The 14,362-nt window shown below is 60.0% G+C and carries 16 protein-coding genes; 13 read left to right on the top strand and 3 right to left on the bottom strand.

The genetic code is table 11. The features are described from left to right. Positions 1-144 precede the first annotated feature (144 nt). Positions 145-1,452, top strand: a complete 1,308-nt coding sequence (locus AC13QE_RS11155) for a serine hydrolase (protein WP_488483685.1) — start codon at positions 145-147, stop codon at positions 1,450-1,452. 108 nt (positions 1,453-1,560) lie between these two features. Further along, positions 1,561-1,866 carry a pyrophosphatase gene (locus AC13QE_RS11150; RefSeq protein ID WP_488483684.1) on the top strand — a complete coding sequence of 102 codons (306 nt, stop codon included), beginning with the start codon at positions 1,561-1,563 and terminating at the stop codon, positions 1,864-1,866. A gap of 18 nt (positions 1,867-1,884) precedes the next feature. Here AC13QE_RS11150 and tldD read toward each other — a convergent pair whose 3' ends face one another. Then, complete coding sequence (gene tldD, locus AC13QE_RS11145) at positions 1,885-3,300, bottom strand: metalloprotease TldD (RefSeq protein ID WP_488483683.1); 1,416 nt, start codon at positions 3,298-3,300, stop codon at positions 1,885-1,887. A 63-nt stretch (positions 3,301-3,363) separates the two neighbouring features. Then, a complete protein-coding gene (locus tag AC13QE_RS11140) occupies positions 3,364-3,987 on the bottom strand; it encodes an invasion associated locus B family protein (protein ID WP_488483682.1) in 624 nt (207 codons plus the stop codon). A gap of 340 nt (positions 3,988-4,327) precedes the next feature. Between AC13QE_RS11140 and coxB the strand changes: the two genes are divergently transcribed. The 6 genes from coxB to AC13QE_RS11110 all read left to right on the top strand — a co-directional run bounded on the left by coxB (position 4,328) and on the right by AC13QE_RS11110 (position 9,641). Further along, complete coding sequence (gene coxB / locus AC13QE_RS11135) at positions 4,328-5,215, top strand: cytochrome c oxidase subunit II (protein WP_132716688.1); 888 nt, start codon at positions 4,328-4,330, stop codon at positions 5,213-5,215. Between the two features lie 13 nt (positions 5,216-5,228). Further along, positions 5,229-6,923: a cytochrome c oxidase subunit I gene (gene ctaD / locus AC13QE_RS11130; RefSeq protein ID WP_488483681.1), complete on the top strand. Its 1,695-nt coding sequence runs from the start codon at positions 5,229-5,231 to the stop codon at positions 6,921-6,923. Between the two features lie 58 nt (positions 6,924-6,981). Further along, complete coding sequence (locus AC13QE_RS11125) at positions 6,982-7,941, top strand: heme o synthase (protein WP_488483680.1); 960 nt, start codon at positions 6,982-6,984, stop codon at positions 7,939-7,941. Then, entirely contained in the window at positions 7,941-8,078 is a 138-nt protein-coding gene (locus AC13QE_RS11120) for a hypothetical protein (protein WP_085999192.1), read from the top strand. Before AC13QE_RS11125 ends, AC13QE_RS11120 begins: the two co-directional genes overlap by 1 nt. A 9-nt stretch (positions 8,079-8,087) precedes the next feature. After that, the gene (locus tag AC13QE_RS11115; RefSeq protein WP_041677261.1) at positions 8,088-8,699 is read left to right on the top strand and encodes a cytochrome c oxidase assembly protein; all 612 of its coding nucleotides are present in this window, start codon (positions 8,088-8,090) and stop codon (positions 8,697-8,699) included. 63 nt (positions 8,700-8,762) lie between these two features. Then, on the top strand, positions 8,763-9,641 hold the full coding sequence (locus tag AC13QE_RS11110; protein WP_488483679.1) for a cytochrome c oxidase subunit 3: 879 nt from the start codon (positions 8,763-8,765) through the stop codon (positions 9,639-9,641). Positions 9,642-9,703: 62 nt separating this feature from the next. Here the strand turns inward: AC13QE_RS11110 and AC13QE_RS11105 are convergent, their stop codons facing one another. Continuing rightward, positions 9,704-10,354, bottom strand: coding sequence for a chloramphenicol phosphotransferase CPT family protein (locus AC13QE_RS11105; RefSeq protein ID WP_488483678.1), 651 nt, complete (start codon positions 10,352-10,354; stop codon positions 9,704-9,706). Positions 10,355-10,507: 153 nt separating this feature from the next. Between AC13QE_RS11105 and AC13QE_RS11100 the strand changes: the two genes are divergently transcribed. The 5 genes from AC13QE_RS11100 (at position 10,508) to rnhA (ending at position 14,287) form a co-directional block, all read left to right on the top strand. Further along, positions 10,508-10,927, top strand: coding sequence for a DUF983 domain-containing protein (locus AC13QE_RS11100; RefSeq protein ID WP_488483677.1), 420 nt, complete (start codon positions 10,508-10,510; stop codon positions 10,925-10,927). After that, on the top strand, positions 10,920-11,681 hold the full coding sequence (locus AC13QE_RS11095; RefSeq protein ID WP_488483676.1) for an SURF1 family protein: 762 nt from the start codon (positions 10,920-10,922) through the stop codon (positions 11,679-11,681). The genes AC13QE_RS11100 and AC13QE_RS11095 overlap by 8 nt, the downstream gene beginning before the upstream one ends. A gap of 162 nt (positions 11,682-11,843) precedes the next feature. After that, positions 11,844-12,851, top strand: a complete 1,008-nt coding sequence (gene ispH, locus AC13QE_RS11090) for a 4-hydroxy-3-methylbut-2-enyl diphosphate reductase (protein WP_112412432.1) — start codon at positions 11,844-11,846, stop codon at positions 12,849-12,851. Between the two features lie 33 nt (positions 12,852-12,884). Continuing rightward, positions 12,885-13,850: a homoserine kinase gene (locus AC13QE_RS11085; RefSeq protein WP_488483675.1), complete on the top strand. Its 966-nt coding sequence runs from the start codon at positions 12,885-12,887 to the stop codon at positions 13,848-13,850. Beyond that, positions 13,847-14,287, top strand: a complete 441-nt coding sequence (gene rnhA, locus AC13QE_RS11080; RefSeq protein ID WP_095434161.1) for a ribonuclease HI — start codon at positions 13,847-13,849, stop codon at positions 14,285-14,287. Before AC13QE_RS11085 ends, rnhA begins: the two co-directional genes overlap by 4 nt. Positions 14,288-14,362 lie beyond the last annotated feature (75 nt).

Genomic DNA, 14,362 nt, shown 5'->3' with positions numbered 1-14,362 from the left:
GTTAATGCTTATTTTACCAGGAAAGGCAAAATTGAAGAACTATCGAGGCTGTTGCCTCAATATCGCACCGGTATCAGGCTTTTTGTCGCAAAATCATACAGGGATTGATGCGGTGTGTTGGCATTCTTTCGGTTGGGGACAATTATGAAACGACTTCTGATGGCTTTGTCTGCGGCCGTCTTGCTGTTGAGCGCTCCCGTGGCGAGCTACGCTGGCAGCGCCTATTTCATCATGGATGCAAAGACCGGCAACGTGCTGGCATCCAGCAATGCGGATGACCTCAACCATCCGGCATCGCTGACCAAGATGATGACACTGTACATGACCTTCGAGGCGATCCACCGCGGCAAGCTGAGCTGGAATACCAGGATCCCGGTTTCGCGCTTCGCCTCTGCCAAGCCGCCCACCAAGCTGGGCCTCAAGCCCGGCGGCACGGTGACCGTCCGCGAAGCCGTCGATGGCATGATCATCAAGTCTGCCAACGACGCCGCCACCGCCATGGCGGAAGCGCTTGGCGGCAGCGAAAGCGGCTTTGCGCGGATGATGACGCAGAAGGCGCGCGAACTCGGCATGCGCCGCACCACCTTCATGAATGCCTCGGGCCTTCCGAACATGCAGCAGTGGACGACGGCCCGAGATATGTCGACGCTCGCCGTCGCGCTCATCAACAACTATCCCCAGGAATACCGGCTCTTCTCGCAGACGAGCTTTAACTACCGCGGCCATTACGTGCGCGGCCATAACAATCTGATGTATCGCTATGAAGGCATGGACGGTATTAAGACCGGCTATACCAATGCCTCCGGCTTCAACCTCGTCAGCGCCGTGCGCCAGGGCAATCGCCGTGTGATTGGCGTCGTCATGGGCGGCGCCACCGCGCGTGGCCGCGATGCGATGATGGCGTCGCTGCTGGACCGCTATGTGCCCAAGGCAGCCCCCGCCGCGACATCGCGCCTGATGGCGAGCGTCGGCGGCGGCAAGATGGCCAAGCAGGTCGAAGTGGCGTCTGCATCGGACGATGTTGCCGTGGATGTCGATACGCAGACCACCGCAGCCACCCCACGCAAACGCGCGGAGGTCGTTCCGATGGCATTCGCTGCCGCCTCGAACGTCACCGTGCCGATGGATCGCCCGGCTGCGATGGACGAGATCCTGGCCGACAACAAGCAGACGGCAACCGCCAGCAAGCCGGTGGTATCCGGAAGCTGGCAGGTGCAGATCGCAGCGACGCCGACCGCCCAGGCTGCCAAGGATATTCTCTCGGAAGCGAAGTCCAAGGCCGGCAATGCGCTCGCCAATGCCTCGCCCTATACCGAGGCCGTCGGCAAGGGTGCCAGCACGGTCTATCGCGCCCGCTTCACCGGCTTTGCAAGCCGCGACGATGCGAATTCCGCCTGCTCTGCTTTGAAGCGTAAGGACTTCGATTGCATGCTGCTGCCAAGCAAGGGCTAAGCATAATCTTGAATTGGATAAACGCGAGCCGGCGGAGCGATCTCCGCCGGCTCGACTTTTTGGCGGGAATCGTTCATTGATGTCTAGAACATAAAGGGAACGATTTCGATGCTGAAAGATCTGATGGAGCAATTCGAAACCGCTTCGGCGCGCTACGCCGCCGATAACGGCATGGAGCGTGACAACGATTGGTTCGTGCTGAAACTCCAGGAGGAGATGGGCGAGCTGATCCAGATCTGGAACAAGGTCACCGGCCGTGGACGGCGCAAGGGCATGAGCGATGTGGAACTGGCAACCGCACTTGCCGACGAAACGGCCGATGTGCTCGGCCACATTCTTTTATTCGCGCATCGCAACGGCCTGGATTTGACCGCTGCGGTGGAGCGCAAATGGCGTTTTCGTCCCGAGGCGTGATAAGCGCCTCAAGAACGATTAGGTCTTGGTGCCGCCCACCGTGATCTGATCCATGCGCAGATGCGGCTGACCGACGCCGACAGGAACCCATTGCCCTGCCTTGCCGCAATTGCCGATGCCGGTATCGAGCTTCATGTCGTTGCCGATCATCGAGACGCGTTTCATCGCATCCGGGCCGTTGCCGATCAGCATCGCGCCCTTGATCGGCGCGCCGACCTTGCCGTCCTCGATGAGATAGGCTTCGGTGCAGCCGAAAACGAACTTGCCTGAGGTGATATCAACCTGACCGCCGCCGAAGGAAACGGCGTAGATGCCCTTCTTCACCGAGGCGATGATTTCTTCCGGCGTCTTGTCGCCCCCGAGCATATAGGTGTTGGTCATGCGCGGCATCGGGGTATGGGCATAGCCCTGGCGGCGGCCGTTGCCGGTCGCCTTCATACCCATCAGCCGGGCATTCTGCCGGTCCTGCATGTAGCCGACCAGTTTGCCGTTTTCGATCAGCACGTTATAGGCCGAGGGCGTGCCTTCGTCGTCGACCGTAATCGAGCCGCGGCGGTTCTCGATCGTGCCGTCATCGACGACCGTGACGCCGGGAGCGGCCACCATCTGGCCTAGCAGGCCGGCGAAGGCTGATGTCTTCTTGCGGTTGAAGTCGCCTTCGAGCCCATGCCCGACGGCTTCGTGCAGCATGACGCCCGGCCAGCCAGAACCGAGCACGACATCCATCGTACCGGCAGGCGCCTCGATCGCCTCCAGATTGACAAGCGCCTGACGCAGGGCCTCGTCGGCGCCGTGGTGCCAATTGTCCGCTGTGACAAAGTCGCCGAAGCCGATCCGGCCGCCGGTGCCGAAGGAGCCGGATTCCTGCCGGTCGCCGTCCCCCACGATCACGGAGATATTGACACGCGTCATCGGCCTCACATCGCGAACGCGATGACCGTCCGCGCGCAGAATGTCGACCACCTGCCAGCTTGCGGCGATGGATGCCGTCACCTGGCGGACCTTGTCGTCCTTGTCGCGCAGATAGCTGTCGATCCGCTGCAGGAGCTTTGCCTTCTCCTCGAAGCTCGGCGTGCCGATCGGGTTCTCGTCGCCATAGAGCACCTTGTTGGTGCGCTGCGGCGCGGCCGCATAGGAGCCGGCATAGCCCGATGTCACCGCGCGCACCGCATCGGCGGCGCGCTTCAATGCAGCCTCGGAAAGATCCCCCGCATGGGCATAGCCCACCGCTTCGCCGGCGACGGCGCGAAGGCCGAAGCCCTGTTCGGTATTGAAGCTGCCGCCCTTCATCCGGCCATTGTCGAATGTCAGCGATTCCGCCTGGACATGCTCGACGAAGAGCTCGCCGTCATCGGCGCCGGAAAGAGCTTCGGCAACGATGCCGCGCAGCTTGGCTTCATCGGCATCGAAAAGTGTAAGGAGGTCGGTATTCATGGATCATGTGCTCCGTTCAGAGCCGATGTAGGCTTCGCACCGCGCAAGAGCAAGCCCATCCGGTCAGGGAAGGGCGTCGTAGCCGTCCGCAAAGCCCTTCAAATCCACAGGGATGCCGATGCCTTCTTCCGGCGACTGGAAGACGATGAAGGTTGCCGTGGCGCCGCTGCGCAGCGTCTTCAGCAACTGGTCTTCCAGCACGACTTCGGCGTAGCAGCCATCGGAGAAGCAGCGCACGAAATAGGCGCGGCCGATATCCTTGCCGTCGATATTGAGGCCGAGACCGTTTGGCAGCAGAACGCCGAGCGGCGCCAGTACGCGCAGGATCTTGGACTTGCGGTCAGCCGTCTTCAGCACGACGACGGACAGACCGATTTCCGGACGATCCTCGGCGATCACGTTCTGCATCAGCGCGCACTGCTCGGTCGCCGCACCTGCCGGCTTGTCGCACACGACGGACCATGCACCGTGGCTGGAGCGGACCGTACCCGGCGGTTGCGGAACCTGGCTGGTCGGAACTTGCTGCGTATGCGGCGGCTGCTGGCCCGGCTGGTCCGGCTGCAACTGTTGGGTCTGCTGCGCCGGCGGCTGAGTCTGCTGGCCCTGCTGCGCCCATGCGGGTGCGGCAACTGCGGCAGCGACACCGCCGGTAACGAGCAAAAGCCGGGCGAGGGAACGAAAACCCATGGAAACCTCTAGATTCGAATCAGTGCCGCTATTGTTGAAGCCCAGGCCGGCAAATGAAAAGCCCCGGCTGCTGGATTCCAACCGACTACGGCGGAAATACGACCTCTACTCCATTTTGTCCCGGCGGCGCCATGGACCGCGATGCAATTTTTCGTATGATGATGAAATGCTTGCCATGTCCGCGACAAGCTTGGGGGGATATTCGCGCAAAAATGCCGCACTAACAAATGTCGTGAGTTGTTGCGGAGCACCCCAAACTGTGGTTTGAAGCGCAATGGATTGTAGGGATACTGCGTTTGAGGAAGATCTGGGATCAAACGCTGGAGGGAGAGACATCGTGATGAAAAGAGCTTACGCGGCTCTGGCGGCTATGATCTGTCTGCTTTTTGCGACAGGTAGCTACGCCGATCAGCCGAGACCTTGGGAAACCGGTATGCAGCAGGCTGCAACCGGCAACATGCATCAAATCCGCTGGTTTGAGGCATACACGCTTTGGTTTATCATTCCGATCACGCTGCTTGTTCTGGTCCTGCTGGTGGTGGTCATGGTCAAGTTCCGGGCGTCCAAGAACCCGGTTCCGTCCAAGACGAGCCACAACACGCTGATCGAAGTCGTCTGGACCATCGGACCGGTCCTCATTCTTCTCTTCCTGGCTATTCCCTCCTTCAATCTTCTGACCGATCAGCTGACCTTCCCGGAAAAGACGGATGTCACCGTCAAGGCGACGGCGACGCAGTGGCAGTGGAATTATGAATATGAGGGCAGCGGCGCGACGCCGGTTGCCTTCGACTCCTTCATGCTGAAGGAACAGGACCGCGCCGCCGCAGGCAAGGACGACAAGTCGAAATATCCGCGGCTGCTCGCCGTCGATAACGAAATGGTCGTTCCCGTCGGCAAGAATGTGCGCCTTCTCATCACCGCCGCACCGACCGACGTCATCCATTCCTTCGCCTTGCCTGCATTTGGTGTCAGGATTGACGCCATTCCGGGCCGTCTGAACGAAACCTGGTTCAATGCCGACCGCGAAGGCCTGTACTATGGACAGTGTTCCGAGCTCTGCGGCAAGGATCACTCTTTCATGCCGATCGCCATCCGTGTCGTCTCCGACGATCAGTACAAGCAGTGGCTTGCCGCTGCTGCAACCGATGTCGGCAAGGCGAACAAGGCTCTGATGGCCGCCGTCGACCAACCGACGACCGTCAAGGTCGCGGAAAACACGGCGAAGTAAGAGGGTAGGAACAATGGCTGGATCCAAGGCACACGACGATCACTCGCATGATCTTCACGACGCCCACGCGCACGACGATCATCACGCACACAAGCAAACTTTCGCTGATCGTTGGCTATTTTCGACGAATCACAAAGACATCGGCACGCTCTATCTGATCTTCGCGATCTTTGCGGGCGTGATCGGCTTCCTCCTTTCCGTTGCTATCCGCATGGAATTGCAGGAGCCCGGCATCCAGATCTTCAGCGGTCTGGCATCGATGGTCTATGGCTTTTCGGGCGATGCCGCCATCGACGGCGGCAAGCAGATGTACAACGTCTTCGTCACCGCCCACGCGCTGATCATGATCTTCTTCATGGTCATGCCGGCGATGATCGGCGGCTTTGCCAACTGGATGGTGCCGATCATGATCGGTGCGCCGGATATGGCTTTCCCGCGCCTCAACAACATCTCCTTCTGGCTGCTCGTCCCGGCATTCCTGTTGCTCATCCTCTCGATGTTCGTCGAAGGCCCGGCAGGCGCTTACGGCGCGGGCGGCGGCTGGACGATGTATGCGCCCCTGTCGGGCACGGTCGGCCATCCCGGCCCGGCGATCGATCTGGTTATCTTCGCGCTGCATATTGCGGGCGCTTCGTCGATCCTCGGTGCGATCAACTTCATCACCACGATCCTGAACATGCGCGCTCCCGGCATGACGCTACACAAGATGCCGCTGTTTGCCTGGTCGGTTCTGATCACCGCCTTCCTGCTGCTTCTGTCGCTGCCGGTTCTCGCCGGCGCCATCACCATGCTGTTGACCGACCGCAATTTCGGCACGACCTTCTTTGCGCCGGAAGGCGGCGGTGACCCGCTGCTCTACCAGCACCTCTTCTGGTTCTTCGGCCATCCGGAAGTCTACATCCTGATCCTGCCCGGTTTCGGCATGATCAGCCACATCATCTCGACCTTCTCGCGCAAGCCGATCTTCGGTTATCTTGGCATGGCCTACGCCATGGTCGCGATCGGCGCCGTCGGCTTCGTCGTCTGGGCCCACCACATGTATGTGACCGGCCTCTCGCTCGACACGCAGCGCTACTTCGTCTTCGCAACGATGGTCATCGCGGTTCCAACGGGCGTCAAGGTCTTCTCGTGGATTGCGACGATGTGGGGCGGTTCGATCCAGTTTCGCACGCCGATGATCTGGGCGCTTGGCTTCATCTTCCTGTTCACGCTTGGCGGCGTCACCGGCGTCCAGCTCGCCAATGCCGGCCTCGACCGCGAACTGCATGCGACTTACTTCGTTGTGGCACACTTCCACTATGTTCTGTCGCTTGGCGCCGTCTTCGCCATCTTCGCTGCCTGGTACTACTGGTTCCCGAAGATGACCGGCTACATGTACAATGAGCGGATCGGCAACTGGCACTTCTGGATCACCTTCGTCGGCGTGAACATGGTGTTCTTCCCGCAGCACTTCCTGGGTCGTGCGGGCATGCCGCGCCGCTACATCGACTATCCGGATGCCTATGCCGGCTGGAACTTCGTCTCCTCCATCGGCTCCTATGTCGCAGCCGTTGGCCTTTGCTTCTTCTTCTGGGGCGTTATAGATGCCTTCGCAAAGAAGCGCGTCGCAGGCGATAATCCCTGGGGTGAGGGCGCAACCACTCTCGAGTGGCAGCTGTCGTCGCCGCCGCCGCACCATCAGTGGGAAGAGCTGCCGCGCATCAAGTAGCTCATTTCCGGACGCCGTGATAAGCGGCGTCCGTTTCAACGGATAATTGGAAGAAAGAATGACGGTCATCGACAATCACGAAGCACTCGCAAAGCAAGGCGATACCGGCCTGTCGGAAGCGGGTGCGCGCGATTATTTCGAGCTTCTGAAGCCGCGCGTGATGTCGCTGGTCGTCTTCACCGCCTTTACCGGCCTCGTATTGGCTCCCGGCCATATCAACCCCGTTCTCGGTTTCATCGCCATCCTCTGCATTGCGGTCGGCGCGGGTGCATCCGGCGCCCTGAACATGTGGTATGATGCCGATATCGACGCTGTCATGACCCGCACCAAGAGCCGGCCGATACCTTCAGGCCGTATCAATCCATCGGAAGCGCTGGCCTTCGGCCTGGTGCTGTCGGGCTTTTCGGTTGTTATCCTCGGTCTTGCGATCAATTGGCTTTCCGCCGGCATTCTCGCCTTCACGATTTTCTTCTATGCCGTCGTCTACACGATGTGGCTGAAGCGCTCGACGCCACAGAACATCGTCATCGGCGGTGCAGCCGGCGCTTTCCCGCCTGTCATCGGCTGGGCATGCGTCACCGGCAGCGTGCCGGTCGAAAGCATTGTGCTCTTCCTCATCATCTTTCTCTGGACGCCAGCCCATTTCTGGGCACTGGCACTCTTCAAAATGGGGGATTACGAGGCCGTCGGCGTACCGATGCTGCCGAATGTCTCCGGCATCCAGACGACGAAGAATCAGATCGTCGTCTATGCGGTGCTGACCGCCATCTTCGGCGTCGCGCCGGCTTTCATGGGCTTTGCTAGCTTCGGCTATGGCGTCGTTGCCGCGGTGCTTGGCGCGATCTTCGTGCACTGTTCCATCGCCGTCTGGCGCATGGCCGATGGCGACGTGAAGATGGTGCCAGCAAAGAAGCTCTTCGGTTTCTCCATTTTCTATCTCTTCGCGATCTTTTCCGCGCTGCTGATCGACCGGCTCGTTGCCGTGCTGATATCGGGCGGCGGTGGAGGCTGGCTATGATCGAACTCGTCAAGCTGACCGAAGCGCAGAAGAAATCGCGGCGAGGGCGCAATATCGCGCTCGGGCTGGTGCTTGCCGGTCTGGTGGTGCTGTTCTACGCAATCACCATCATCAAGGTCGGTTCCGGACACGTTTGAGGAGGCGTGATGGAGGGGGAGGTCACAAAAAGCACGAGGAACGGCGCCCGTAACAACGGGATGATCGTTGCCATGTGCCTGAGCTTCGTCGTCGGCATGAGCGCCATGTGCGCCGCCGCCGTGCCGCTCTATCGCATGTTCTGTCAGGTGACGGGCTATAACGGCACGACGCAGCGCGTCGAGCAGGTGTCGAACCTCATCCTCGACAAGCAGATCCAGGTTTCCTTCGATGCCAACGTTGCGCCCGGCCTGCCGTGGGATTTCAAGCCGCTGCAGAAGTCTGTGAGCCCGAAGATCGGCGAGACGGTCGAGGTCAAGTTCCAGATCGAGAACAAGTCGGACAAGATGGAGCGCGGCCAGGCGATCTTCAACGTCACGCCGCTCGAAGCCGGGGTCTATTTCAACAAGGTCCAGTGCTTCTGCTTCAACGAGACGGATCTCGCGCCCGGCGAAAAGCGCGAGATGTCAGTGGTTTTCTATGTCGATCCCGAGATCGCCAAGGCTCCGGAAACCAAGACGATCAACGCGCTGACACTATCCTACACCTATTACCCGCGGGAAGGCGCAAAGCCCGTGGCATCCAATGACGGCGGTACGAAGCCGGTGGAAAAAAAGCTTTGATGGAGAGTGCTTTTCGGTCTGACCGGAAGCAATATGGGAAAAAGTTATTCGGGGATTGCTGATATGGCCGAAGTGCATCAGAGAAAACACGATTATCACATCATCGAGCCCAGCGCGTGGCCGATTACCGCGGCCCTCGGGGCCTTCGTGATCACCTTCGGCGGTGTCTGCTTCATGCGTTACCTGAATGGTGGCGCAATGCATTTGTTCGGGATCAATTTCGCGCAGCCCTGGCTTTTCTTCATCGGCCTCGCCGTGATCCTCTACGTCATGTACGGCTGGTGGGCCGATACGATCAAGGAAGCACATGAGGGCGCGCATACCCGCGTCGTCTCGCTGCATCTGCGCTACGGCATGATCATGTTCATCGCCTCCGAGGTGATGTTCTTTGTCGCCTGGTTCTGGGCCTATTTCGACGTCAGCCTGTTCCCGAACGAGGCGATCCAGGCATCGCGCACGGCCTTCCTCGGCGGTCAATTCCCGCCGAAGGGTCTTGAGGTGCTCGATCCCTGGCACCTGCCGATCTACAACACCATCATCCTGCTGCTGTCGGGCACCACGGTTACCTGGGCTCACCATGCGCTTCTGCACGGCGACCGCAAGGGACTGATCCAGGGCCTGACGCTGACCGTGCTGCTTGGCGCGCTGTTTTCCTGCGTCCAGGCCTATGAATATGCCCACGCTCCATTCGCGTTCAAAAACTCGATCTATGGTGCGACCTTCTTCATGGCGACCGGCTTCCACGGTTTCCACGTTCTGATCGGGACGATCTTCCTGCTGGTTTGCCTGGTTCGTGCCATCCGCGGCGATTTCACGCCGAAACAGCATTTCGGCTTCGAGGCGGCCGCCTGGTACTGGCACTTCGTCGACGTCGTCTGGCTGTTCCTGTTCTTCTGCATCTACATCTGGGGCAGCTGGGGCGCACCGCTCGCGGCCGGCTGATCGCTATCGATCTTTCGAAAATAAAAGGCGGGCGCTCAGCGTCCGCCTTTTGTTTTGTGTCCTCAATCCCTTGAGACAATTCTCTCGAATGCAGTGGGATGGGGCGGGTCCTTGGCAAGCAATTGGCGGATTTCTTCGGCACAGGCCTCGGGGCTATTCACCGAAGTATCGACTTCCAGATCGTAGATCCCCGGGCGGTGGACCTCTTCCTGCCATGCGATGACCGGCGCAGGGGCAGGCACGCCAACCTCGACCTTCACGTAAGTGCCCTGTCTTTCCGGCCCTTCCGCCAATCGCCGCTGCATCACAACATCGAGGGGACAACGCACGCCGACGAGCAAAACGGGCAGTTCTGCAAGCAACCGGGCGCAATCGGCGAGAATGCCGAGCGGTTGCGAATAACTGTTGTGATGACCGAATTCCGCGACCACATTCAATCCCATGCGGCTATGTGCGGCGATCGAGGCATAGAGTGCGGCATAAAGGCGCTGAACCAGCGGCTCGAGATCAGGCCGCTCGCCGCCAGGGCGCAAGCCGATGCCCGGGCGATAGCGTGGAGGCATGATATGCCGCACATAGGCATCGACGCCGAGATTGACCCACACGCCTTCGAAATCAGCCTGTATCACCTCGACGATGCTGCTTTTTCCGGATCGCGGCGCGCCATTGAGAATGATGATCTGACCAAGAGGCGATCCTTCACTGGTTGTCATGAATCCAATCCTTTCTGCATGCTTTTCCCAGGCTGCTGGTGCGGCGTATCCACGCTTTTCGATTGGACGGACGCGCACATCGCGTTTACTGATAGTGACAGGGGCGAGATCGATAGGTTCGCTCGCAAATGGCAGACCGATCGAGACAGAACTTTGACCTCAGAGCAAGACAATACGCCGGACGAGGCATCCCATAGCGACAGCGCTCTCTTTGCGCCCGTCGATCCGTTCAAGGTCGGCATACAGGGATGTTGCCCGCGTTGCGGCCAGGGCAAGCTCTTCGATGGGTTATTGTCGCTGAAGCCACGCTGTGCCGCCTGTGATCTCGATTACGCCTTCGCCGATGCCGGCGATGGGCCAGCCGTCTTCGTCATCCTGATCGTCGGCTTCATCATCATCGGTTCGGTCTTGTGGATGCAGATCAATTATGCGCCGCCGATCTGGGTCTATATAGTGCTGTTCGCCCCGCTGACGATCATTCTTTCGCTATTGTCCCTGCGCTGGTGCAAGGGCATCCTGATCGCCCTGCAATATCGCAACAACGCCGCCGAAGGGCGTGTCCACCGTGACTGAGTCGGCAGTGCCTGTGCGCCGCGCCAATCCCTTGTGGCAGATCGCCAAGGCACTGCTTCTGCTCGTTGCCTTCGTCATCCTGATCGGGCTCGGCACCTGGCAGGTCGAGCGACTGCAGTGGAAGGAAGGCCTGCTCGCCGACATCGCTGCCCGCAAGGATGCACCTGCTGTACCCTTGTCGGCGATCGAGGCCATGGCGGCATCTGGTGGCGATATCGAATATCGTGTCGTCACGGCAACTGGCCATTACCTCAACGACAAGGAGCGACATTTCCTCGCCACCCACGATGGCGATCCCGGCTATCACATCTATACGCCGTTGCAGCTGGACGATGGCCGCTTTATTTTCGTCAATCGAGGCTTCGTTCCCACCGAGGCGAAGGACCCCGAAAAGCGCAAGCAGGGCGAATTGATGGGTGAACAGACCGTTATCGGCCTTGCTCGGGCAAAGCTCGTCGACCGGCCCGACGGCATGCCGGACAATGATCTCGGCAAGAACATCTTCTTCTGGAAGGATCTGGACGCCATGGCCTCCAGCGTCGGCCTGCCGAGGGACAAGGTACTGCCCTTCTTCATCGACGCCGACAAGACGCCCAATTCGGCGGGCCTGCCGATCGGCGGCGTCACCATCGTCGATCTGCCGAACAATCACCTGCAATATGCGGTGACCTGGTATGGGCTGGCAGCGGCGCTGGCAGCGATCGTCGCCATATCCTGGTGGCGCAAACATCATCCGGACGCGCCCCGACAATAGAGGCATGCAATAGAATAGCTTCATTTCGATGAAATATTCGGCTAGAGCATGATCCCAAAAGTGCGCCAGCGGTTTTTGGATAAGACCATGCGGACTGAATGGAGCAGGCGGCAGGGCAGCCCTATCTATGGCTCAGCCATCGTCGCGCATTTCGGAAGAGATATGAACATAGCTGTTTCCAAACCTGACCTGACCATCCGGCTTTGCGGGCCGCGCGGCTTCTGCGCCGGCGTCGACCGCGCCATTCAGATCGTCGTTCTGGCGCTGAAGGCCTATGGCGCGCCGGTTTATGTCCGCCACGAGATCGTCCATAACCGCTATGTCGTCGAGGGGTTGGAAGCCAAGGGCGCCATCTTCGTCGAGGAGCTGGACGAGATCCCGGCCGAGCATCGCGCCCAGCCCGTCGTCTTCTCGGCGCATGGTGTGCCGAAGTCCGTGCCGGCCGATGCCGATGCGCGCAATCTCTTCTATCTTGATGCCACCTGTCCGCTGGTTTCGAAGGTGCACAAGCAGGCCATGCGCCACAATCGTCTCGGCCGCCACGTCGTGCTGATCGGTCATGCCGGCCATCCGGAAGTGATCGGCACCATGGGCCAGCTGCCCGAAGGCGCTGTGTCGCTGATCGAGACGGTGGAGGATGCCGACGTCTACGAGCCCGCCGATCCCGACAATCTCGGCTTCGTCACGCAGACGACGCTCTCGGTTGACGATACCGCCGGCGTCATCGCGCGGCTGCAGGAGCGTTTTCCCAATCTCACGGCACCGGCTGCCGATTCGATCTGCTATGCCACGACGAACCGTCAGGAAGTGGTAAAGGAGGCGGCACCGGGCTGCGATCTCTTCATCGTCGTCGGGGCGCCGAATTCCTCCAATTCCAAGCGCCTCGTCGAAGTGGCGCTCCGGGCGGGGGCGAAGAAATCGGTGCTTGTGCAACGCGCCTCGGAGATCGACTGGGACAATATCGGCGATATCAAGACGGTCGGCCTCTCGGCTGGTGCATCTGCGCCAGAAGTCATCGTCAACGAGATCATCGAAGCTTTCCGCGCCCGCTATAATGCCGTGGTGGAACTCGCTGAAACTGTGAAGGAAACGGAGAATTTCCTCGTCAATCGCGAGCTTCGCAGTATAGAGCTGACGACAGCAGACATGGCTTTCGTCAACGGCGAATAGCCGACCCAAGGCGCTCAAGTTCAGGACTGTTTCGTGGCCGTTTATACCGATATTACCGAAGACGATTTGAAGTGGTTCCTGACCGAATATGATGTCGGCGAGTTGCTCTCCTACAAGGGCATTGCCGAAGGCGTCGAGAATTCGAACTTCCTGCTGCACACGAGCCGCGATCCGTTGATCCTGACGCTTTACGAGAAGCGCGTCGACAAGGGCGACCTGCCGTTCTTCCTGGGGCTGATGCAGCATCTCGCAAGCCGTGGCCTGTCGTGCCCGCTGCCTCTGCCGCGTCGCGACGGCGAATTGCTCGGCCATCTCTCCGGCCGTCCTGCCGCCCTGATTTCCTTTCTTGAGGGCATGTGGCTGCGCAAGCCCGAGGCGCATCATTGCCGCGAAGTCGGCAAGGCACTGGCCGCCATGCATATTGCCGGCGAGGGTTTCGAGATCCGTCGCCCAAATGCGCTATCGCTCGAGGGCTGGCAGACGCTCTGGGAAAAATCCGAGGCACGCGCCGACGAAGTCGAAGCCGGTCTGCAGAGCGAAATCCGCAGCGAACTCGATTTCCTTGGAAAGCATTGGCCGAAGGATCTGCCCGAAGGCGTCATCCATGCCGATCTTTTTCCGGACAATGTCTTCTTCCTCGGCGACACGCTATCCGGCCTGATCGACTTCTATTTCGCCTGCAACGATCAGCTCGCCTATGACGTCTCGATCTGCCTGAACGCCTGGTGCTTCGAGAAGGATCACGCCTACAACATCACCAAGGGCATGGCGCTGCTCGAGGGCTATCAGAGTGTGCGGCAGCTGAGCACTGCCGAAATCGCCGCATTGCCGACGCTTGCCCGCGGCTCGGCCCTGCGCTTCTTCCTGACGCGTCTCTACGACTGGCTGACGACCCCGGCCGGCGCGATGGTCACCAAGAAAGACCCGATCGAATATCTGCGCAAGCTGCGCTTCCATCGCCAGATCGCTTCGGCAGCCGAATACGGGCTGAAGGCATGAAGCACGTCGATATTTTTACCGACGGCGCCTGCTCCGGCAATCCCGGTCCTGGCGGCTGGGGTGCGGTGCTTCGCTATGGCGAGGTGGAGAAGGAACTTTCCGGCGGCGAGGCGGAGACGACCAACAACCGCATGGAGCTGATGGCGGCAATCTCGGCGCTTGGCGCTCTGAAGAGCCCATGCGAGGTCGATCTCTATACCGATAGCGTCTACGTCAAGGACGGCATCACCAAGTGGATCTTCGGTTGGAAGAAGAACGGCTGGAAGACCGCGGACAAGAAACCGGTGAAGAATGCCGAGCTCTGGCAGGCGCTGGACGAGGCCTATAACAGGCACAAAGTGACGCTTCATTGGGTCAAGGGCCATGCGGGACACCCGGAGAACGAGCGGGCCGACGAGCTGGCGCGCAAGGGCATGGAGCCGTTTAAGCGGAAGTAGAATTTTCTATCGTCCGCTCGCGCGATACGCAGCCGCTTTTAGGCCCGCAAGCATTGGACCGCCAACCGACAAGGA

Source organism: Martinezella sp. CNPSo 3957 (assembly GCF_057784395.1).
Note: the sequence above shows the minus strand (reverse complement) of the source record. Positions and strands in the feature narration are given on the sequence as shown.